Source organism: Altibacter lentus, assembly GCF_000746845.1.
GTDB lineage: Bacteria > Bacteroidota > Bacteroidia > Flavobacteriales > Flavobacteriaceae > Altibacter > Altibacter lentus.
Genome location: NZ_KN050846.1, coordinates 2,695,508 through 2,718,369 on the forward strand (window position 1 = coordinate 2,695,508; position 22,862 = coordinate 2,718,369).

Annotated in this window: 14 protein-coding genes; 5 read left to right on the top strand and 9 right to left on the bottom strand. The window is 46.3% G+C overall.

Annotation, left to right across the window (positions count from 1 at the left end):
- Nucleotides 1-214 precede the first annotated feature (214 nt).
- The 3 genes from JS40_RS12540 to JS40_RS12550 form a co-directional block, all read right to left on the bottom strand.
- The gene (locus JS40_RS12540; RefSeq protein WP_160172976.1) at nt 215-5,848 is read right to left on the bottom strand and encodes an HYR domain-containing protein; all 5,634 of its coding nucleotides are present in this window, start codon (nt 5,846-5,848) and stop codon (nt 215-217) included.
- Nucleotides 5,849-6,217: 369 nt separating this feature from the next.
- A complete protein-coding gene (locus JS40_RS15310) occupies nt 6,218-6,610 on the bottom strand; it encodes a response regulator (protein WP_034261083.1) in 393 nt (130 codons plus the stop codon).
- Entirely contained in the window at nt 6,607-9,609 is a 3,003-nt protein-coding gene (locus tag JS40_RS12550; RefSeq protein WP_084677505.1) for a PAS domain-containing protein, read from the bottom strand. Before JS40_RS12550 ends, JS40_RS15310 begins: the two co-directional genes overlap by 4 nt.
- Nucleotides 9,610-9,901: 292 nt before the next feature.
- Between JS40_RS12550 and JS40_RS12555 the strand changes: the two genes are divergently transcribed.
- Complete coding sequence (locus JS40_RS12555) at nt 9,902-11,164, top strand: cation:proton antiporter (protein ID WP_034261086.1); 1,263 nt, start codon at nt 9,902-9,904, stop codon at nt 11,162-11,164.
- 104 nt (nt 11,165-11,268) lie between these two features.
- The gene (gene era / locus JS40_RS12560; RefSeq protein ID WP_034261088.1) at nt 11,269-12,150 is read left to right on the top strand and encodes a GTPase Era; all 882 of its coding nucleotides are present in this window, start codon (nt 11,269-11,271) and stop codon (nt 12,148-12,150) included.
- Between the two features lie 95 nt (nt 12,151-12,245).
- Here the strand turns inward: era and JS40_RS12565 are convergent, their stop codons facing one another.
- Nucleotides 12,246-12,749 (bottom strand): hypothetical protein, encoded by a 504-nt coding sequence (locus tag JS40_RS12565; RefSeq protein WP_034261090.1) that lies wholly within the window; start codon nt 12,747-12,749, stop codon nt 12,246-12,248.
- 108 nt (nt 12,750-12,857) lie between these two features.
- Between JS40_RS12565 and der the strand changes: the two genes are divergently transcribed.
- From der to JS40_RS12580, 3 genes are all read left to right on the top strand, one after another.
- Entirely contained in the window at nt 12,858-14,159 is a 1,302-nt protein-coding gene (gene der, locus JS40_RS12570; RefSeq protein WP_034261092.1) for a ribosome biogenesis GTPase Der, read from the top strand.
- 546 nt (nt 14,160-14,705) lie between these two features.
- Nucleotides 14,706-18,518 carry an HYR-like domain-containing protein gene (locus tag JS40_RS12575; protein WP_084677506.1) on the top strand — a complete coding sequence of 1,271 codons (3,813 nt, stop codon included), beginning with the start codon at nt 14,706-14,708 and terminating at the stop codon, nt 18,516-18,518.
- The gene (locus JS40_RS12580; protein ID WP_034261096.1) at nt 18,515-19,438 is read left to right on the top strand and encodes a PorP/SprF family type IX secretion system membrane protein; all 924 of its coding nucleotides are present in this window, start codon (nt 18,515-18,517) and stop codon (nt 19,436-19,438) included. The genes JS40_RS12575 and JS40_RS12580 overlap by 4 nt, the downstream gene beginning before the upstream one ends.
- Before the next feature lie 82 nt (nt 19,439-19,520).
- On the opposite strand, the gene JS40_RS12585 is transcribed toward JS40_RS12580, so the two are convergent.
- The 5 genes from JS40_RS12585 to JS40_RS12605 all read right to left on the bottom strand — a co-directional run bounded on the left by JS40_RS12585 (nt 19,521) and on the right by JS40_RS12605 (nt 22,832).
- Entirely contained in the window at nt 19,521-20,312 is a 792-nt protein-coding gene (locus JS40_RS12585) for a TPM domain-containing protein (RefSeq protein WP_394332694.1), read from the bottom strand.
- Nucleotides 20,313-20,369: 57 nt separating this feature from the next.
- Nucleotides 20,370-20,807: a TPM domain-containing protein gene (locus JS40_RS12590; RefSeq protein WP_034261099.1), complete on the bottom strand. Its 438-nt coding sequence runs from the start codon at nt 20,805-20,807 to the stop codon at nt 20,370-20,372.
- A gap of 2 nt (nt 20,808-20,809) precedes the next feature.
- Nucleotides 20,810-21,412 carry a LemA family protein gene (locus tag JS40_RS12595; RefSeq protein ID WP_034261101.1) on the bottom strand — a complete coding sequence of 201 codons (603 nt, stop codon included), beginning with the start codon at nt 21,410-21,412 and terminating at the stop codon, nt 20,810-20,812.
- Between the two features lie 11 nt (nt 21,413-21,423).
- Nucleotides 21,424-21,753: a MerR family transcriptional regulator gene (locus tag JS40_RS12600; protein WP_034261104.1), complete on the bottom strand. Its 330-nt coding sequence runs from the start codon at nt 21,751-21,753 to the stop codon at nt 21,424-21,426.
- A gap of 101 nt (nt 21,754-21,854) precedes the next feature.
- Nucleotides 21,855-22,832: a M23 family metallopeptidase gene (locus tag JS40_RS12605; RefSeq protein ID WP_034261106.1), complete on the bottom strand. Its 978-nt coding sequence runs from the start codon at nt 22,830-22,832 to the stop codon at nt 21,855-21,857.
- Nucleotides 22,833-22,862: the final 30 nt, after the last annotated feature.

The following is a 22,862-nucleotide window of genomic DNA, read 5'->3' on the forward strand; positions in this document are numbered from 1 at the left end:
AAGAAGCCGTGTCACTTCGAGTGATGCCCTGATAGGGCATTGTATCGAGAAGTGGTATAATCACTCTTCACCATTCACCATTCACCATTCACCATTCACCAATCACTACTAAATCCTAAGTCCCGGCTACGCCTCCTTCACCAACGAAACGCTATGTTCAGAAATAAAAAAACCGCTCCTAAGAGCGGCCTTTTCAAACACTTAAAATTAAAACCTATTCTTTAATGACTCGTTTTGTGATCTGTTGTTTCCCGTTGCTGATAACGAACAGGTACGAAGCGCCGGCCAGGTTATGCATATCGATACGCATTTCGGTGGTCATGGTGCTTAGATCGATCGTACGGATCAAGCGTCCGTTGAGGTCGTAAATAGATACATCCTGTAACGGAATGAGCTTCGGATTGGCTAAGATCACGAATTCCTTCGCCGGATTCGGGTACATGCTCAGCGTGCCCATCTCCAGTGTGATGTCGTTACCGCCTAACACGGTTTCCACCGTAAGTTCGAAGGTACAGGTCGCTACATTTCCATAAGCATCCTCTGCCGTAAGCGTAATGGTGTATACACCATCAGGCAATTGCGTCCCTGCTGCGGGGGTTTGCGTTGTAATGGTCACCGGATCGGTACAATTGTCGGTAGCCGTTGCTTCACCCGTTGCAAAATAGTCGGGTACGGTATAGAACAGGTTGTCGGCTCCCGGATCTACGGTTTGATCGGCCGGACAGCTGAGTTCCGGTGCCAGATCATCGACTACGGTCACGGTGGCAAAACAGGTTGCCAGGTTTCCGTTCACGTCCACGGTAAACACTTGTACAGTAACAGGAGTTCCAATATCACTACAATCAAATTCGGTGATGTCTACCGCCGAGGTTTCGATACCACAGGCATCGTCATTGCTCAGGATCACATCGGCCGGTGTAATGATCGCGGTACCGTCTGCGTCTAACGGAAGGGTGATGTCCATACACACAAGGTCCGGAGCGGTCACATCTTCTACTGTTACAATGGCGGTACAACTGGCCGTATTACCATTCACGTCGGTTACGGTAAGGGTCACGGTATTGTCTCCCACATGGGAACAATCGAAGGTGTCAATATCCAGATCGTAACTTGCAATACCACAGGCATCTGTCGAACCGGCATCTACATCAGTTCCTGCTATGGTTACGGTACCGGCGGCATCCAGCTGCACGGTTATGTCCATACACATTACATCAGGAGCCGTTACGTCTTCCACGGTCACTACTGCGGTACAGGTGCTGGTATTGCCATTCACATCGGTCACGGTCAGGATCACGTTGTTAGGGCCTACATCGCTACAATCAAAATTGGTTTGAGAGGCGCTTATGGAAGCCACCCCACAATTATCGGTAGAACCACCATCAATATCGGCTGCGGTAATGCTTGCATTTCCGAAGGCATCCAGCTGAATGGTGATATCCTGACATACAGCGACGGCAGGTTCGTTATCGGTTACTGTAATAGTGAAACTGCAACTACTGGTATTGCCATTCACATCGGTAGCGGTGAAGGTAATGGTATTCACTCCTACAGGGAACATACTGCCGCTTGGTAAACCTGCGGTTTGTACTACGGAAGCCACACCACAGTTATCCAGTGCCAGTGCACCCGGGAATGTTACTTCTGCGAAACAATCGCCCGGCGTGGTGCTCACGTTTATGTTTGAAGGACAGGCAATCACCGGCGCTTCGTTGTCTTCTACTGTGATCGTCATGGTACAGGTATCGGTCTGACCGTTTCCGTCATTCACGGTCCATACTACCGTGGTTATTCCCAATGGTAGAACTTCTCCGGCTAAGGTAGCCGTTCCGTTGTAGTCGTTGGTAAGCGTACTGCTTGTACAGTTATCGGTAAAGGTCGCATCGAATTCAGTTCCCTGAACGGTGTAGTCACACACCCCCGGATCGGTGTCACGGGTGGCATTGGCTACGCAAGTAATGACAGGCGCTTCGTTGTCTTCTACTGTGATCGTCATGGTACAAGTATCGGTTTGACCGTTCCCGTCATTCACGGTCCATACTACTGTGGTTATTCCCAATGGTAGAACTTCTCCGGCTAAGGTAGCCGTACCGTTGTAGTCGTTGGTAAGCGTACTGCTGGTACAGTTATCGGTAAAGGTCGCATCGAATTCAGTTCCCTGAACGGTGTAGTCACACACCCCCGGATCGGTGTCACGGGTGGCATTGGCAACGCAGGTAATGACAGGTGCTTCGTTGTCTTCTACTGTGATCGTCATGGTACAAGTATCGGTCTGGCCGTTCCCGTCATTCACGGTCCATACTACCGTGGTCACTCCCAATGGAAGTACATCTCCGGCTAAGGTAGCCGTACCGTTGTAGTCGTTGGTAAGCGTACTGCTGGTACAGTTATCGGTAAAGGTCGCATCGAACTCAGTTCCCTGAACGGTGTAGTCCCATACGCCCGGATCGGTATCACGGGTGGCATTGGCTACGCAGGTAATGACAGGTGCTTCGTTGTCTTCTACTGTGATCGTCATGGTACAAGTATCGGTCTGGCCGTTCCCGTCATTCACGGTCCATACTACCGTGGTCACTCCCAATGGAAGTACATCTCCGGCTAAGGTAGCCGTACCGTTGTAGTCGTTGGTAAGCGTACTGCTGGTACAGTTATCGGTAAAGGTCGCATCGAACTCAGTTCCCTGAACGGTGTAGTCACATACGCCCGGATCGGTATCACGGGTGGCATTGGCTACGCAGGTAATGACAGGTGCTTCGTTGTCTTCTACTGTGATCGTCATGGTACAGGTATCGGTCTGACCGTTCCCATCATTCACGGTCCATACTACCGTGGTCACTCCCAATGGAAGCACTTCTCCGGCTAAGGTAGCCGTTCCGTTGTAGTCGTTGGTGAGCGTACTGCTTGTACAGTTATCGGTAAAGGTCGCATCGAACTCAGTTCCCTGAACGGTGTAGTCACACACCCCCGGATCGGTATCACGGGTGGCATTGGCTACGCAGGTAATGACAGGTGCTTCGTTGTCTTCTACTGTGATCGTCATGGTACAGGTATCGGTCTGACCGTTTCCGTCATTCACGGTCCATACTATGGTGGTCACTCCCAATGGAAGTACTTCTCCGGCTAAGGTAGCCGTACCGTTATAATCGTTGGTAAGCGTACTGCTTGTACAGTTATCGGTAAAGGTCGCATCGAATTCAGTTCCCTGAACGGTATAGTCACATACGCCCGGATCGGTATCACGGGTGGCATTGGCTACGCAGGTAATCACCGGAGCTTCGTTGTCTTCCACGGTGATGGTAGCTGTACAGGTACTGCTGTTTCCGTTGACATCTGTTACGATCACCGTCACCGGGTTAGCTCCAATTTGGGAGCAGTCAAAGCTCATGCTGGTACTTTCAACCCCATAACTCACGGCCACGTAGAGACGTTTTACCGTTCCGTTACAAGGATCCCCGAATACGCCGTTATTAGCAGGGATGGTAAAGGAATTATTCCCCAGTGCGTATCCTTCAACGATGCTTTGTGAATTGGCCGCATGACAACCGCCGATCATATACATCCCATTGCTGCCCGTAGGCGTTCCATAGCTGGCGAAATCTACTGCATTCACAACAGCGCCCGCCGGGAGGGTGATGGTAAGGCTCTGGTTTTCGTTCACTTCGGCAAAGGCCGTTTGTGATTCTGAAAATGAGATCGAATCAATCGTGCAATTATCGGTGCTGGTTCCGGCCACATCCGAAGCATTTACGGTAACCATGCCGGTAGCGTCCAAAGGAACCGTAATATTCATACAGTTGGCAACAGGCACTTCTGTGTCAGTAACCGTTACGTCGAAGCTACAGTTGGTCGTATTGCCACAGGCATCGGTTATATCGAAAGTGTTGGTGGTGGTCCCTACCGGAAATACCGATCCGGAGGCCAGACCCGCAGTTTGGGTCACCGACGTTGTTCCGCAGCTATCGGTACCGCTTACTGTGTAGGTCACTACGGCACCACATACACCGGCGTCATTATTTACGCTAATGTCTGAAGGACAGGTTGCCACAGGAGGCGTACTATCGGTCACCGTAATGGTTTGAACACAGCTGGATGAATTACCGGCAGCATCGGTGGCAGTCCAGGTACGTGTGATCACTTCAGTATTGCCACAACCCGGAGCTGAACTGTCGCTGTATGTTATGGTTGGGGTACTGCAATTATCGGTAGCTGTAGCGGAAGGAAGGCCTCCTCCTGCACCTACAAAGGTTAGTCCCCGTATATCAGATCCCGGTACGGTGACACCAATCGGTGTAGCGACTCCGGTAGAAAGATCTACCCGAATAAGATTATCAGAATTTAATGTTACCAGATACAGTTCATTGGTAGTAGGATGAATAGCCATTGCCGTTAGTCCGTCTCCTCCTACATTGCTGTATTGAAGGGAGGCCGCCCCCGTACTTGTATTTATAGTGTATAAGTTGGCATTGATATCTCCGCCCCAAACAACGCCATTCATGTCTGTAGCAAGTCCAAGTTGAGTGCCTCCCACCCCTGTACTTCCTATTACGGTGGTGGTTCCGGTAGCGGGATCAATAGAAGCAAAAGACCCGTTGCCCTGACCCACCGTGTATAAAAGGGATTCGCTCGCATTAAAGGTTAAGGCTGTATAACCACTAGTGAGTGGTCCAACAGGAGTAAGCGCCGCTGTGGTAAGATCCACCGTAAACAAGTTTGCAAAATCACGAAGGTAGGTAACATCTGTGCCACTGTTCCAGGCAAGTCCGACGTTCGCTCTAGAGGTGCTACCGATCGTGCTAGCATTTCCGGTAGAAATATTTAATTCGTAAAGTTGTCCGCCAGAATTACTGGCAAATAGCTGAACCGGGCCACCACCCGGGGTAGTAGATTCTCCACATTCAAGCGTTACATCCGCCGGACACGAAATAGCAGGTGCCGTGTTGTCAATTACGGTCACAGTAGCCGTACACGTATCTGTCTGGCCCATGTTATCGGTTACGGTAAGCGTTACAGTATTCGGACCGATATTGGAGCAGTCGAAGGTATTCGGGCTCACAGATAAGGTCACAGGGCCTTCGGCATCGGTAGATCCTCCGTCCACATCAGCGCCGGTGATGGTCACCATGCCCGAACCGTCCAGTGCAGCAGTATAATTGGTGCATACAGCCGTTGGTGGTGCGTCTGCGGCCGCTCCATTTACAATGATCTCATCCCAATAGGCAGTGGCTGATTGGAAGTTGTATAGATGGATGATATCGACATCCGTTGCTGCTGTATTACGAAACGCAAAATCCGTTTGTACCGTAACGCCATTTATACGAATATCAAAATTCTTTGCGGTCCAATCAAAATTAATGAGTTCGATGTGGTACCACGTATTTCCCGCTACGGGATACGAATAGTTAGAAGTCCCGTTGATGAATTGAAGACTCCCGCTGGTTATATAGACAAAGGCAACGCCATTGTTAAAATTATTGTTATCACCAAAAACCATATAACCATTGGCAGTAGTGGTATTATCTGTTTTAACCCGCCAGGAGACCGCACTTGCCTGAGTAGGTGTAAAAGTTGAAGTAAGTCCTTGGTAGTGCCCGGAATTTCCCGTTTGCTGTAAGCAGAAACTGCCCACCGCGGGTGCCGTGTTTGTTGCCGCCTGCACACTGTAGCTTCCTACTCCGGAGGTCCAGTTATTGATGTTACCCGATTCAAATCCATCGGTAAAGACTTGCGCAGTTCCCGTTGTCGTGACCATAAAGGCGAGCAGCAGGAATGCCGTTGTGTTTGTAAAAAAGGTTGTTGTGGCGTGAGTAATACCCACTAAAGAAGGCATGAACGAGAAGACTCTCTTCATGCAGCGTAGTAATGATCGCATAAGCAGAATTTGGTTAGTAATTTGTAAAAATTCGTCCCGAAAGTACTATTTAGAAATGAACAAAAAAAGAGGTGAGTGAAGTGATTTCCTACAAATAACTGATAATCAGTATTTATCATTTTATAATTTAACATATCAGCTTCATAATGAGCAGGATGTGTATTTCATGCCATGAAAAATGTAGGTTGTCGATTGAAACATTGTAAGTGTTTGAAAATCAATAAGTATTGCAATGGTTGTTAGTGTAAAAAAGTCCCCTTATTTGACTTCACATTAACTTTTAAAATTAAGTGAAAACGCTTGGCACTGCTGAAATTGAATGCTCGTAAACTCAGCCTGTCCTAATATTTAAATTAGGTGGTTTTCCAATACTTTTTGTAATGTTTCCGGTCGTAGTGGTTTAATAAGAAACTCGTTCACTAAAGGATGCTGCTTAGCTCGTTCTCGGTCGTTGGGGTCAATGGAGGAAGTGAGAATGGCCACAGGGATCTTTCGTGTTTGCCCCGCTGCTTCCAATGTTTCCAGTAATTCCCATCCCGAAAAACCGGGCATGTTGAGATCGACCACAAGAAGGTCGGGCAGCGTATCCTCACGACGCTCCTTAAGCTCACCAAGTACCTTCCTTCCGCATTCAAAACAAGAGATCGTCCAGTGTGGATACGTATGGGAAATCATCCTGTGGGTGATCATATTCGATAAGGGATCATCATCGATTAAAAAGATGTGTGGACGCGATCTCATGAGGCATTCTCGGTTTGATATAGTTTTGTGACAATATCTGATAATACGGAATCCAGTTGCATCGCCTCTTCTTGTAAATGATTCATCAAGCGCAGGGATTCTTGTGGATCCTTCTCGTAATTCAGTAGTAGGTCTGTGATACCCATAATATTGGCGAGCGGTGCACGGACTTCGTGTGATTGTTTCCATGCGATGTCCTTCAGCTGCTTGTTCTGCTGGGCTAAAAGTGTTGTGTGGTTAAGTCGCTGTGTGATATTTCTGGCAAAGGCAGCGACGCCTATGGTGCGATTATCACCTCCAACCTCCGTACGAATGGGGTGCAGTGCTACTTGGTAATGTTCTTCCAGACCTGTCTTGTTCGAAATGGTATAGGTTATCTCTTCATTTTCCCCGGCCAAAGCATTTTCATAGGCCGATATCCAGTCTTTTTTAGAGGTATCCCGCGTCAGCCAAAGTGTTTTTTTCTTACTGGCTACGATTTCGCCAATGCGATAGATTTGACCGGTATATTCCTTCATGGCGGATAAGTAAGCTTCATTGGCTACCAATAATTTGAAGTCGGAATCGATCGCCCAAATGAGATCATCGGTGCTGTTAATAAGATGGTGCTTTAAATGCTTCATACGGCCAAGTTCCTGTTCCTGTTGCATGTGTTCACTTCGGTCTTTCACAAATACAGACCAGCCCGTTGGACCCGGATAGGCCGAAAACTGTAACCATCGATCTAAAACGGATAGATACTCCTCTAAAAAGATCACTTCAGAAGATGATTCATTAGCCAACATCCGTTCCTGCAATGAGGAGTTCTTTAGACTCGCTACTTGCTCCCATAAAGAAGTTCCCACGATGTCGGATTCGGAAATTCCGAAAATTTGGGTAGCAGCCGGATTCCAATAGGTCACCTTCCCATTGGAGTTTATGGCGAAGAAACCGTCTGTGATATTGGTAAGGATAGCCTCTCTTGATTCAGCAGCTTCCACGATCGCTTCTTTTTGAGTGATCTCCCTCGTTACATCGTACACCACACCAATCAATTTAACAGCGACACCTTCCTTATTTTTAATTAAATCCAGTCGCCCCTTCAACCACCGTTGACTGCCATCGGGCAAAACAATTCGGAATGAATCTATATGCTTTCTGCCCTGAGTAATCGCATTACGCACTTCTGTGGTGACCCTGGGATAGTCTTCGGGATGCACACGCTCTTTCCAGGCTCCCCAAAGGGTTCCGTCTTTAGGAGGTTGGTAATGGAATAGGGTGTAGGTCTGCTCATCCCAAAAGATATCTCCTGTAATAAGGTCGAGTTCCCAAACCCCAATGGAAGCTGCTTCTATTGCCAGCTTATAGCGGTGGTGGTAGGCAAGTGTGTTTTGTGTAGCTGTATGTTGCTCTTGGACATTTTGAAAGATCCCATATAACTTAATGCAATTTCCTTTATGATAGATTGCCTGCCCGGCCAAACGTATCCAAAGTAGCCCCTTATCCCGGGTAATAGCCTGTAAGGTAAGATCGTATTGCGTTTTGGACCCGGTTAGCAACAGTTCCAACTCACGTTGAATGGTCTCTTGACCTTCGGGAGTGTAAAATGCCAATGAATTTTCCAGTGTAGGCTCGAAATCCTCAGGTACCCCTAAAATATCATAGAGCTCGGGAGACCAGTGTACGGTGCCTGTGGCTATATCCATATGCCAGTGTGCCATCCCAATGAGACGGTTACTTTCTTTTAAGAATTGTTCGAGTTCCTGTTCGCGTGTGACGTTCTTCGCGATCGCATAATTGGCACCCTGGTGCGGATCGTAGGCAATGGACCACGAAATATGCACCTGATCTCCGTCCGGACGCACTAAGCGATTTTGAAGAACGACCGGTTGAGACGCGCGTTTCACAGAGCGAAGTGCTTTTTGAAAGGGCTTTATATCCTCCGGATGTAGAAAGTTTTGAAGTGGCTTCCCTGTTAACTGAAGCATGGAGTGTCCGCTAACGGTTGCAAAAGCGGGGTTTAATTTTTGGATAATACCTTTTTCGGAAAAGATACATAACATATCCGGAACCAGCGTCAAATAGCTGCTGGTCTCGTGTTCCTGTTTAAGTCGATGGAGCGCTCCGCCGAAGCGTTCAGAGAAATCTCTCAGAAAATTACGAAGATAACTGAGATTCTCCGGGGTTGTTTCCCGCAAGAGATGGACGACTCCCTGTATGCGACCTTTATGAAAAATAGGGACTGCAATTGCAAATTGAATACGAGCTCGCTTGGCTTCGTAGATTCGTAAAAAGTTCTTACAATTCGCTATCGTATCCCATATTTCTATGGATCCGGTTTCCCAAGCCAATCCGGAAAGGCCTTTGCCCACTGTGGTGCTCTTTAGTTTGTTAATTCTGGCAAACAACTTTGAATTGGGCTTTTCATTATGATGCGTGACTTCAAGGATTAATTTTTTGTAATCGATACTGCTTATCCATCCTTCTGCAATATCAAATTGGGTGTATTCCAGCAGTGTCTTAATGACAGCATCGTACCGCGATTTAAAACTGTTTTGATCGTTCATCGCCGTATTCATTTTCAAATAGAAATTTCTTTCCTCCAGCAATAACGCCTCTTTTGATACGGCCCGCGGGTTTTTGGGTGTTTTTCGGAAGCGATATCGCGCAACCGCTTTAGTGAGGTTCGAAACGTTCAATTCTTCGGTGGTAAAGACCTCAAACGCGCCCCAGGCATAATAACGGGCCAGTTCTTCGGACGTAACCTTTTTGCATATGAGGATAAAGGCGCTTTCAGGATGCCTAACTAGTACCTTTTTTATTTCCTTATCTTTAATGCTTTCATCCACATACCAAATAATAATATGAGGCGACAATGCATGTGTGGGGACTTCCTTCCGGAAGTCACAGTGTGACATGTCCATTCCCATTTCTTTGAAAAAGGAAGTAAAGAAATCCTGTTGTGGAACCCTAAAGTTAGCCACTAAAAAAAATAATGAAGATATCGTGGGGATACTCATGAACCGATAGGTTTAGACGGGGAGTCAAGTTTGTTATCGTGCAAAAATAATGTATAAGTTACGGAATAAGAACTGGATTGGCATGGATTTTAACAATTTATCAACAACATTTATAGCCGAAGAAAGGATTTCGTATATATTTGGAGTGCTCGTAGTTTTTTTAATCGCCGAAACACCCCTTTAGTATCTGGTGTTTAACTATAAAATGCTTTTCAAAATGTGTGCCCGTAGCCCAATGATTTGCACTTCATGTTTCAGAATCATTACCTTGTAAAGAAATTTAGAACACCTTATGGATTATTTCTTGATCACCGCAATTTTAGTGACCCTGGCAGCCCTCTTCGGCTATATCAATGTGCGTTTTCTGAAGCTGCCCAATACCATAGGGCTCATGCTTATCACTATAGTGTTCACATTAGGGATCTTTGCACTTAGCTATATTGACAGTACCTTGCTTGATGCCGAGAAATACATTATTACACAAATCGATTTTAAGAGTGTGCTCCTGGATATCATGCTAAGCTTCCTGCTCTTTGCCGGGGCCTTGCATACCAACTTCCAACAGTTAAAAGTGCAGCGCTGGCCGGTACTTGTCTTTGCCACTTTTGGGGTGCTGGTTTCTACCTTTTTGGTGGGAACTGTGATGTATTTTGTTTTACAACTACTAGGGCTGGAGGTAGCCTATATCTACTGTCTGCTTTTTGGCGCACTGATCTCTCCCACCGATCCCATTGCGGTGCTAGGCATCCTCAAGAAAGCAGGTGTTCCCAAGAAACTGGAAACAAAGATCGTTGGAGAGTCGCTCTTTAATGACGGCGTAGGCGTGGTGATTTTTCTTACCATTTTCCAGATAGCAAGTATGGGTGCCCAAGGGAGTGTGGATCCCATGGATATTATTGTATTGTTCTCTCAGGAAGTGCTAGGCGGTATACTTTTAGGACTACTGCTTGGATGGATCACCTACCGCCTTATGCGTTCCATAGACGATTATGATATTGAAGTGATCATTACCCTGGCAGCGGTGATGGGAGGCACGGTAGTCGCACAAAGTTTGCACTTATCGGCACCCCTGGCGATGGTCACTACCGGACTGATCGTAGGAAATGACACGGTTCGGGCGTCAACCATGTCTGCGATCACAGAAACCTATGTCGACAAATTCTGGGAGCTTATAGATATCCTGCTCAATACCATTTTGTTTGTTCTTATTGGGATGGAGATGTTGGTACTCACCTTTGAAGGCAATTACATCGTGGCCGGATTGCTCGCCATACCTATTATTTTGGCATGCCGGTACAGTTCGCTTGTTTTGCCGATCGCTTTTTTCAAGGACCGGCTCGCTTTTGTACCCAAGACCAACCTCATCATGACCTGGGGTGGGCTTCGCGGCGGGATCTCCATTGCACTCGCCCTGGGACTCACACAAGACATGCAGCGCGACCTCTTTCTGGTGATCACTTATGTGGTGGTCTTGTTCTCCATACTTGTGCAAGGATTGACGGTTGAAAAATTGGTGAATTACCTTGCAAAACGCGGAGCCGTGCAGGAAGAGTGAGTTCACGGTGGTCAGTTTTCAGATTTGGAGGTTCGCACAAAGGACATCCTATAATTGCCTTCCAACATCCAATATATCCTGTATCTTTGTAAAAAATTCGTTTCATGACACACAAAGCCGGTTTTGTCAATATCATAGGGAATCCTAATGTGGGAAAGAGCACACTCATGAACGCGTTCGTAGGGGAGCGGCTCTCCATTATTACCTCCAAGGCACAAACAACCCGCCATAGAATTTTAGGGATCGTTAACGGGGAGGACTTTCAAATGATCCTTAGTGATACGCCGGGGATCATCAAGCCTGCGTATGAGCTTCAGGAGAGCATGATGGGGTTTGTTAAGTCGGCGTTTGATGATGCCGATGTACTGTTGTATCTCGTGGAACTGGGAGAGAAGGAACTTAAGGATGATGCATTCTTTCAGAAAATCACTTCAGCAAAGATACCGGTCTTGCTGCTCATCAATAAGATCGATAAGGGAAATGAAGAACTGCTGGAAGCCTCGCTGCAACTGTGGCAGGAGAAAGTGCCGAATGCAGAGATCTTCGCCATCTCCGCCCTTCAGAATTTTGGTGTGGCTGAGGTCTTTACCCGCATTCTGGAACATTTGCCGGAATCCCCGCCCTTTTACCCCAAGGACCAGCTCACCGATAAGCCGGAACGATTCTTTGTGAATGAGACCATCAGGGAGAAGATACTAATGCATTACAAGAAAGAGATCCCGTATTCCGTAGAGATCGAAACCGAAGAGTTCTTTGAGGAAGAAGCTATTATTCGCATGCGAAGTGTGATCATGGTCGAACGGGAAACACAAAAAGGCATCATCATTGGTCATAAAGGAGCAGCCCTAAAACGTGTGGGTATTGAGGCACGTAAGGACCTTGAGAAATTCTTCGGAAAACAGGTGCATCTGGAACTGTACGTAAAAGTGAACAAGAACTGGCGAAGCGACGCTCGGCAACTAAGGCGATTTGGGTATAATCAGTAGTTGTGGGTTAGGAATCAGGAAACAGGAAACAGGGATTAGGAGATAGGATTTAGGAATGTTAAGTTCTTGATTTCTTGTCTTTCCTTTATAACGAATCATTTGAACTCTCCGGCCAATACTTCCTCCATAAAGGCGTGTAGCGCTTGCATTTCATTGCTTCCAGCTGTTTTGCCCATCTTTCCGGCGAAATAGAGTATCACCCACAAGGCGATCAAGAGTCCCATGACGCCCAATTGAATTCCGTAGGGTGTGTCAAGTACGTAATTACTATACGCCCATATACCAAACCCTATAAAGAGCGTGGCCACACCAAAATGCAGGAACATGAATAATGTCCAGACGGTAGGGTTAGGGCCAAAAAGACCAAAGAGCTCGCTTTCCTTTTCTGAAACCGGCCGCACTTCCAGATGCAGCTGAGGCGACCAAAAATGTTGTTTGTGTTTGGGAATACGGATGAACACATGGTCGTCTACCCTAGAAATGATGAACTGCGTAGCTGCCAAACGAGCCTCTTCAAAGGCTAACAATACCACTTCGCTGGTATGCGGTAGCCTTCTTCGGAAACGCGGGCGAAGAACGATATCGTTGGATAGAGCCATCTGTAGAGAATTAAGCCTGTCAATTTATTCTTTTTTTCTGAATCAATTACTGACAAGCGTCAGTCGTCCATAAAAAAAGCGTTATTTTTGCACCCTAAATAAATCACCATGAGTATTGTTGCGATTGTAGGGAGGCCCAATGTAGGAAAATCAACTTTTTTCAATAGGTTGATCCAGCGCCGTGAAGCCATTGTAGATGCCGTGAGCGGAGTGACGCGCGATCGCCATTACGGAAAGAGCGACTGGAACGGAAAGAAATTCTCTTTGATCGATACCGGCGGGTATGTGAAGGGGAGTGACGACATCTTTGAAGCCGAGATCGACAAGCAAGTGGAGTTGGCCATTGATGAAGCCGATGCTATTATCTTTATGGTAGATGTAGAGACCGGAGTGACGGGGATGGATGAGGATGTGGCTAAACTGCTTCGCAAATCGCAAAAACCGGTTTTTCTCGCTATCAATAAGGTAGACAGTGCGACCCGGGTCAACGATGCATTGGAATTCTACGCACTGGGTTTTGACAACCAGTATAATCTGTCCAGTATTAGTGGCAGTGGAACGGGAGACCTCTTGGATGACTTGGTGAAGGCACTGCCCGATTCGCCCGATAGGGAGGAAGATGAGTTACCGCGCTTTGCAGTGGTGGGGCGACCCAATGCAGGGAAATCCTCTTTTATCAATGCCCTGATAGGGGAAGACCGGTATATCGTGACCGATGTTGCCGGGACCACCCGTGACAGTATGGATACCAAGTACAATCGTTTTGGGTTTGAATTTAATCTGGTAGATACGGCCGGCATCCGAAAGAAGAGCAAGGTAAAAGAAGACCTTGAGTTCTATTCGGTGATGCGCAGCGTACGTGCTATAGAGCATTGTGATGTCGTGGTTCTGGTCTTCGATGCCACACGGGGATTTGACGGACAAGTACAAAATATCTTTTGGCTGGCTCACCGAAACAACAAAGGGATCGTGATACTGGCCAATAAGTGGGATCTGGTAGAAAAAGACAATCACAGTGTCAAGGATTTTGAAAAGTACGTAAGAGAACAATGCGAGCCTTTTGTAGATGTGCCCATTGTCTTCATTTCTGCATTGACCAAGCAACGGATCTATAAAGCGATCGAAACCGCTGTTGAAGTTTATGAGAACCGTACCAAAAAAGTAAAGACCAGTGTGCTTAACGAGGTGATGTTGCCAATTATTCAGGCGTATCCACCGCCACAGCACAAAGGAAAGTACGTAAAAATCAAGTTCTGTACGCAGCTCCCTACACCGTATCCCAGTTTTGTGTTCTTTGCAAATTTACCGCAGTATGTAAAGGATCCGTATAAGCGATTTTTAGAGAATAAACTTCGTGATAATTTCGATTTTACCGGGGCCCCGGTGACGGTGTATATACGGAAAAAGTAGCAGAGGATCCAGAGCTGGTTGCACTGCCGTATCGTTTCGATGTAAGCAGTGGAATTTCGACGTTTTCCGCTGAAGAAGCATAGGTCTTATTTTCATTATACTTTTATCCACCTCTTTTTCTTCTAAGGGTTGTTCATAAAAATTATTTGTCCTAAAAATCTCACAATTCTCTCCACATTTTTGCCATATAAATATGTACGATTATAATGACAGAAAATACGGTATGATGTTGAGCATCATATATTTCAGCTTGAGGTTTTCTATTAGATATTTGTAAGATAATTCTGAAAAATCAGTGATTTCTACCGTACTTTGTTAAAGTTTAATGCATTACATCGTAATTATTTGCACTTAATCGTTTTTTTCGTGTATACTTGTGCAGATACTTTCAAAAGCCCCTAACTCATGAAACACGATCTACATCACTCTAAATCAGTTTATTCTTACATCAAAACAATCGTCATCCCAAGGCTGTTTTTGAAACTCATTTCTTCTAATTACATTTATCAATTCGCCCAAAAATAAACGCGCATTTAGCTCCCTCTAATGGTACGTAAGTTATCGATACTACTTCTACTGGTACTGCTCTTTGGCTCCTATTGTGAAGCCCAGGTTCAGGCACCCTTTACCGTTAGGTTTAGCGAGTCCATGGAAGGAGATTTCACTATCATTGGCAATAATATGATCTCTCGTACTCCTACGGGAAATTTTAACGGAGGAGGGGACAACCACAACTTCTTTAACAATGTGTATGTTGATATTGATAGTGATCCTACTACCTTCAGTTCCAGTAGTGCCAACTTTAGCAACCCAAACGTATCGCTTTCCTGTATCTCTGTTTTTAAAGCCTATCTTTATTGGGCGGCAGCCGATACAGAGCAAAGCGGTGGTGGCGATAATCAGCCGGGTTGGGATTTCGATCAGGTTAAATTGATGCTTCCGGGTGAAACCACCTATACAACGATTACGGCCGATGAAGTGTTGTTTCGTGGCCGAAATTCTCACTTTAGTAATGACCCTTACATTTGTGTAAAGGACATTTCTGCCGAAGTGACTGCCCTCGCGAATAAGTACGGTACCTATCAAGTAGCCAACGTTGAAGCGAAAGAAGGTTATCTTACACATAGTGACTCCGGAACTTCGGGAGGCTGGCAGATCGTATTTGTCTATGAAAGTCCGGAATTACCTGCGAAGAACATCTCTTTGTTCGACGGATATGCCCATGTGACTTCTTTTATGAATAATTTTGATATCAACTTCAGTGGGTTCCAGACCACCCCGTCAGGACCCGTCAATGCCAATATGATCATTGGAGCGCTTGAGGGCGATCGCAACTTGTCCGGTGACCGGCTTCAGATCTTAAATACTTCCAATAACTATGTAAATCTAACAGCCCCCTCCCGAAGTGCGAACAATTTCTTTAACAGTCGTATTACCGTAGGAGGAGGCGATTATACCGACAGGAATCCTGCCAGTACAAATACACTTGGTTTTGATGCTGCCGTGTTTCCGCTCGATAATCCGGGAAACACGATCATAGGCAACAATCAAACCAGTGCGACTCTCCGACTTACCTCCAATCAGGAAGTGTATGGTCTGTATTTACTGGGTCTCGCAGTTGAGATCTATCGCCCAAATCTGCAGCCTATGACCGTGACACAAACAGCCGGGACCAATCCTGCCAATCCGGGAGATACTTTAGGTTTTAATTTGAGCTTTGAAAACAACGGGAATGACGATGCTGTGGGTGTTTCCATAGAAACCACGATTCCGCCGCAAACTACCTTACAGCCCATAGGCGCTTTACCAAATGGTATCACCCATACTTACGATGTGCCTTCAGGACTGCTTACTTTCAATATACCCGATGGTGTTTTAGACATAGGGAACCCGATAGTGAACATCCCGATCGAATTACAGATCAATGATGAATGTTACTTTCTGGAAGATAACTGTGATCTTTCCTTCGATCTGCAGTTCACGGCTACCTATACCGGAGCCACCAGTGCGCAACAGATCATCAGTAACAGTACTTCAGATCCTGCCTCCTGCGAGGCCTTGCCTTATACCGTAACCGTGAACCAACCTGTAGTGAATTGGGCAACGGCGCCCAATGCATTGAATGCAGTTGTGGATTGTGATGATCCCGGTGCCTTAGCAGCCGCTCAAACACTTTTCCCGGTTCCCGACAAATGTACCTTTACCTTGAACAAGACCTCCGGGCCTTTCGTGGTAGGAGCTTGTCCAAGTACGGGTACCTATACCAATACCTGGAACTTTACAGATGCTTGTGGGGTCACCATTGCTGACTTTGTTCAGACCATTACCGTTACTGACACCACGCCCCCTACTGCCAGTAACCCGGCGACCCTTCAAGTAGCCTGTAGTTCCAATATTCCTGCACCCGACCCCGCCGTTGTAACAGATGCTGCCGACAACTGTTCGGTGCCTTCGGTGACCTTTGTTTCTGAAACATCCAACAATCAATCCTGCCCCGAAACCATTACCCGTATCTATCGGGTGACCGATGCCTGCGGAAATGCGATCGATGTGACACAATTGATCATCGTTAATGACGATGTTTTTCCTACCGCTTCAAATCCGCCCACACTCACTGTTAGTTGTGCTGCAGATATTCCTGCACCAAATACGAGTGTGGTGACCGATGCGGCCGATAACTGTGCGCCGCCAATCGTTGCTTTCGTTTCAGATGAAAGTGATAACGGCGGTTGTCCCGAAACCATTACCCGAACCTATAGTGTGACCGATACCTGCGGAAACGCGATCACGGTGACACAACTCATTGTCATTAATGACGAAGTGTTCCCTACCGCAAGTGCCCCTGCCCCTCTTAATGTGCAGTGTGTGGAAGACATTCCTGTGCCTGATACAGCGGTGGTGACCGATGCGGCCGATAATTGTTCGACACCCCTTGTTGCCTTTGTTTCAGACGTATCAGACAATCAATCCTGCCCCGAAACCATTACCCGTACCTATAGTGTGACCGATGCCTGCGGAAACGCTATTGAGGTAACACAGTTGATCACGGTGAATGACGACATACCGCCCACGGCAAACAATCCGGCGCCTATTTCTGTGTCGTGCGTGGATGACATTCCGGAGTACGACAGCAGTGTGGTGGAAGCTTCAGACAACTGTTCTATTCCCGTGGTGGAATTCGTGTCGGACGTGTCTGATAATCAAAGTTGTCCCGAAACGATCACACGTACCTACAGTGTGACCGATGCCTGTGATAATACCATATATGTAACCCAGTTAATCATCGTCAATGACGACATCGCTCCTACGGCCAGTACACCTGCACTTTTGCAAGTTCAGTGTGTCGATGACGTACCGGCACCTAATGTGAATGTGATCACAGATGCTTCAGACAATTGCTCGGTCCCCTTAGTGGCCTTTGTTGGTGAAACGACCGATAATGGAAGTTGTCCCGAAACCATTATACGTACCTACCGTATTACCGATGCCTGCGACAATGCGATCGAGGTACAACACACCATCGTCATTCAAGATGATACGCCTCCTGTATTACTGAATACGTATGACGCAGAGGTTTTTATAGCCTGTGCCCAGTTACCGGATGTTCCCGAACTGGAATTTGGAGACAATTGTACCGTACAACCGCGGGTGGTTTTTTCCGAAGAAATAATAAACGAAACAGAAGAAGGGTATGATGTGTTACGAGCCTGGACGGTTGCCGACGATTGTAATAATGAGAGCCAATTCACTCAAACCATCCATGTTCGATCTGCTGTGGAGGTCGCTTCACAATCCATTCGTGTATGTACTACCGATCCGCCCTTTGACCTGACCAATTTTATTGAGAATGCCGATCCGAATGGAGGGGCTTGGGAAAGTGATACCATGGAGTTGCTTGACGGAACTATTTTCGATCCTTCCGGTGCGGGAATAGGAGAATATGAATTTATCTATATCTATCAAGAAGACGAGTGTTCCTGGATGACCATGCTCCGTATCTCGGTAAACAACGCTTGTGCCGACGGTCCCTGTATTGCTTCCAAGGAAGATATTACCATTTCAAAATTGGTGACCGCCAATAACGATGGTTTTAACGATTTCTTTGAAGTGAACTATGTCCTCAATCCGGCTAATACAGATCCTTGTGATATTTCAGTGAAGGTAGAGATCTTCAATCGATGGGGAGCAAAAGTGTTCAGTGATATGAACTATACCAACGACTGGAATGGTACGGCACCTTCAAGTGCTTTTGGAAATGCCGGAGTATTGCCATCTGGGACTTATTATTATCTGGTCACCCTCCAGAACAGTGGATACGACACTATACAAGGATATATATTATTGGGAACCGACCAATGAAACAACTGCAACACATAGCGATCCGGGTATTGATCTTGGGACTTCCGGTCCTGGGACTGGCGCAGCAGTTGCCACAGTTCTCACAGTATATGTACAATACCATTTCGGTGAATCCGGCATACGCCGGTTCGCGCGAGGTACTGGTTGTGAATCTGCTAAACAGGAATCAGTGGTTAGGAATAGACGGGGCTCCGGTGACCCAGACACTTTCGGCGCATTCCTCCATTCCCGGCACCAAATTAGGTGTGGGATTGTCTGTGATCAATGATAAATTGGGCTATGAGAAAACCACATATTTATCGACCGCAGTTTCGTATACGATCGATCTGGATCCTTACGATGAGTATAAGCTGGCTTTCGGGGTGCAGGGTGGTTTTAGAAGGTATACTATAGACGATGAACTATTGATGGACCCGAACGCGGCGAACGATCCCTTTTTACAGAATCTGGACCCGTCATGGAACCCGAACGTGGGCGCTGGTCTCTATTTTAGAGGGGATTCTTTTTACGTGGGAGTTTCGGCTCCGAAGTTATTGAGCTATGGAACCACTTCCGAATATGCAGACCTCGATAAGGTAAGTTACTTTTTGAATGGAGGATATCTGTTTGACTTGAACCCTCATTTGAAGTTCAAGCCTTCGTTTCTTATAAAGTATGTAAATGGCGCACCGATATCCTTTGATTTCTCTTCCATGTTCTACATTAATGAGAATTTATGGTTAGGAGGGATGTACCGGTACTCCGACTCGTTTGGAGCGATCGTAAATTTTAGGATCACTGAAGGGCTTTCGATCGGGTATGCTTATGATTACATCACCTCGAACCTAAGCGTGGGTACTTCCGGTTCTCATGAATTGATGTTAAACTATGAATTTGAATTCCCCAAACCACGTTGTAAATGTAAGGATCTCTATAATTAAGAGCAATTCTTAAAGGGCACACCTGAATGTGTAGATGTGCATAAGATTGGTTGGATTTATTCTGAAAGGCCAATGAATTTGTTTACCAGCTTCCGCTGGCTCCACCTCCGCCAAAGCCGCCGCCTCCGAAGCCACCGCCAAAGCCACCGCCACCACTAAAACCACCTCCGCCACCAAAGCCACCGGTACGGCCAGCGTTGCTAAGGATAATGATATCCCAAATACTGCCGCCACCTCCGCCTTTTCCTTTGTTGTCGCCGTCGTTCTTGCGTCCGCGTGAGATAAGAATAATGAAACCTATAAAGATGAGCAGAATAATCACCCATCCAAAATTATAGCCTACCTCCTTTCCAAAGTCACGGTCTTCGGTAAATTCGCCATTAAGGGCTGAAAAAATAGCTGTAGTTCCCTTATCCAGACCGGCATAGTAATCGCCTTGCTTGAATTCGGGGATAATCACTCTGTTGATGATCCTTTCGGCCATAAGGTCGGTAAGTCGGTATTCTATTCCATAACCTGTATTGATGTCAATGGTGCGATCATCCCTGGCCAGAAGAATAAGGATTCCGTTGTCCTCATCCGCTTGTCCGATACCCCATTCCTGTCCCCATTTGGCACCCAGCAGAGAAATATCTTCCCCTTTGGTGGAGCTAATAATTGCCACTACGATTTGAGTAGAAGTAGTATCGGCATAGTTCTTTAATTTAGAGCTCAATTGTTGTTGCTGAGATGCAGTGAGCAACTCAATATAATCGTATACAGCTGTTTGAAGCTTGGGCTTTTCGGGAATAGTAAACTGCGCCGATAACGTTCCGCTAGCTCCAAGAGAAGCAATCAGGAAAACTACGAGACAATATGTACGATACAGACTAATATTATTAGATTAATTGGTTATTACGGTGTTGCTTCACCAAACAAGTGTGCAGGGTATTTACCCCACTGAAATATCATCCGGCAATTCATTCCGGTCATTCTTGGAATAGGGGAAATGTTTCTTTAACTGCTCTCCCGCTTTCAGGATCCCGTCTACAAGTCCCTGTTTCATATTGCCCTTTTTAAACTGAGAAATGATCGCATCGTTGGTCGTTTCCCAGAAATGGGGCGGGACTACATCATTGATTCCTTTATCCCCCATAATGACCAGCGTTCGGTCCTCTACGGCTACGTAGATGAGTACACCATTACTAAGCTTGGTGTTGTCCATGTGCAGGAAATCGAATACCTCTGCGGCGCGATCGAAGGCATCGATCTTACTGTGTGATTCCAAATGCACACGGATCTCTCCGGAGGTGTTGCTTTCTGCCACCCGAATGGCTTCGATCACGTCGCGTTCATCTGCCGAACTCAAAAAATCTTCTACTTTCGACATGACTATTCCTCCCCAAAGTCAAATTCCACATCGGGGGCATTCTCGCTTCCTGCTTCCGCTTCGTAGTATGCCTTGGCATCAAAACCTAAGATCCCCGCTGCCATGTTGGTTGGGAACAAACGTATTTCAGCATTGAAATCGCGCGCAACCTCATTATATCTGTTACGCTCTACATTGATACGATTCTCGGTACGTTCTAGTTCGTTGATCAGTTCTTTAAAATTCTCATTGGCTTTTAGATCGGGATAACGCTCGAATACGGCCAGTAATCGTGATAAGGCTGAGGTAAGTCCGGATTGCGCCTGTTGGAATTGCTCCAGTTGCTGTGGTGTAATATTGGTAGGGTCGATTTGAATAGCCGTGGCTTTGCTGCGTGCTTCGGTCACCTGTACCAGCGTTTCTTGTTCAAATTCGGCATAGCCTTTGGCTGTATTGACGATATTAGGTATAAGGTCTGCACGTCGTTGGTATGAGCTTTCAACATTGGCCCATTGTGAAGCCACATTCTCTTCCAAGGGGACGAGCTTGTTGTTCACACTGGCAAACCAGGCCCCAGCCAGTAAAACCAGGCCAAGGATAATGATAATGGGTATCCATTTTTTCATGGGAAATGTGTTTAAAGTTGGTCTTTTATTTTCTGAAGTTCTACTTTGATCGATTCTAATTTACGAATAATCTCGAACCGGTCCAGCGTTTTCTGTTTGTTTTCCTTTAAGTGAATTTTAGCCCCCTCGAGGGTAAATCCGCGTTCTTTTACCAGATGATAGATTAGCTCTAGGTTCTTGATGTCCTGAGGCGTGAACTTGCGGTTGCCCTTGGCGTTCTTCTTGGGCTGAAGCACGTCGAATTCCTTCTCCCAGTAACGAATAAGGGATGTGTTCACATCGAATGCTTCGGCTACTTCGCCAATGTTGTAATATCTTTTCTCGGGTAGTTCGATGTGCATTTTGTGGTGCGTATTGTTGCTTTATTTCCGGTTCGGGATATGCGATACGTTAGATAAATGTAACTATAAATTTCTATATTTCATTAACCCGAATCATACCACTAATCCAGTGATTGGTTCTCTTCCTGTGCTTTTTTCAGCATTTGCGCAAACTCTTCCGGGGTCAAGTTTCCGTAGTAGAAATTAATAGGATTGATGCGGTCACCATCCTTAAAGATCTCGTAATGTAAGTGCGGTGCTTCCGAACGTCCCGTACTTCCCACAAAACCAATAAGGTCTCCCCGCTTAACGGTTTGCCCTACGCGCACATTGTATTTGTAGAGGTGAGCGTAAAGACTTTCATACCCGTATCCATGATCGATGCGTATGTGATTACCGTAGCCTGTGGCCGTATTATCTGCACGAACCACGCGGCCATCCCCTGAAGCATAGACCGGGGTACCCCGTGGTGCGGTAAAATCCATCCCAAAGTGAAACTTTACTGCCTTGGTAAAAGGGTCGGTGCGATATCCAAATCCTGAGGCAACCCTTGTGAGGTCTTCGTTCTTAACAGGCTGGATGGCGGGTATGGCTACCAATAGTTTTTCTTTCTCTTCGGCGAGTTGTGCGATCTCGTCCAGCGAACGGGATTGCACCACGATCTGTTTTGTCAATATGTCCAGACGCTTACTGGATGAAATTATAAGCTTCGAATTGTCGAAACCTTCCAGGTCCTTATAGCGGTTCACCCCTCCAAATCCGGCTTTTCGCTGCTCATCGGGGATAGGGTTTGCTTCAAAATAAACTCGATAGAGATTGTTGTCGCGATCGGCCACTTCGGCGAGTACTGTTTCGGCCTGCGCCATTTTCTTATTAAGGATCTCGAACTGCAGTTCCATGTTCGCCAATTCGCGCTGCAGTGCCTTCTCCTTAGGCGTTTCTACATAGGGAAGATTGATATACACCAAGAGCAACAGAAAACCGCTTAAGAGCATACCTACTAGGCTCAGCAAGAAGATGCCAAGCCTTCTTCCTTTTTTCTTTTCAATTTTGCGATAGGAAAGGGTTTCACTATCGTAGTAATATTTAACCTTAGACATACGTTAAAAAAACTTATTTTTGCTCGTTGA

Excerpts from the sequence above, each read along its gene's own strand:
- JS40_RS12540 (WP_160172976.1), bottom strand. The coding sequence starts at position 5,848 with ATGAAGAGAGTCTTCTCGTTCATGCCTTCTTTAGTGGGTATTACTCAC.
- JS40_RS12595 (WP_034261101.1), bottom strand. The coding sequence starts at position 21,412 with ATGAAAAAATGGATACCCATTATCATTATCCTTGGCCTGGTTTTACTG.
- JS40_RS12580 (WP_034261096.1), top strand. The coding sequence starts at position 18,515 with ATGAAACAACTGCAACACATAGCGATCCGGGTATTGATCTTGGGACTT.
- der (WP_034261092.1), top strand. The coding sequence starts at position 12,858 with ATGAGTATTGTTGCGATTGTAGGGAGGCCCAATGTAGGAAAATCAACT.
- JS40_RS12555 (WP_034261086.1), top strand. The coding sequence starts at position 9,902 with ATGGATTATTTCTTGATCACCGCAATTTTAGTGACCCTGGCAGCCCTC.
- JS40_RS12605 (WP_034261106.1), bottom strand. The coding sequence starts at position 22,832 with ATGTCTAAGGTTAAATATTACTACGATAGTGAAACCCTTTCCTATCGC.
- JS40_RS12565 (WP_034261090.1), bottom strand. The coding sequence starts at position 12,749 with ATGGCTCTATCCAACGATATCGTTCTTCGCCCGCGTTTCCGAAGAAGG.
- JS40_RS12600 (WP_034261104.1), bottom strand. The coding sequence starts at position 21,753 with ATGCACATCGAACTACCCGAGAAAAGATATTACAACATTGGCGAAGTA.
- JS40_RS12550 (WP_084677505.1), bottom strand. The coding sequence starts at position 9,609 with ATGAGTATCCCCACGATATCTTCATTATTTTTTTTAGTGGCTAACTTT.
- JS40_RS15310 (WP_034261083.1), bottom strand. The coding sequence starts at position 6,610 with ATGAGATCGCGTCCACACATCTTTTTAATCGATGATGATCCCTTATCG.
- era (WP_034261088.1), top strand. The coding sequence starts at position 11,269 with ATGACACACAAAGCCGGTTTTGTCAATATCATAGGGAATCCTAATGTG.
- JS40_RS12590 (WP_034261099.1), bottom strand. The coding sequence starts at position 20,807 with ATGTCGAAAGTAGAAGATTTTTTGAGTTCGGCAGATGAACGCGACGTG.
- JS40_RS12575 (WP_084677506.1), top strand. The coding sequence starts at position 14,706 with ATGGTACGTAAGTTATCGATACTACTTCTACTGGTACTGCTCTTTGGC.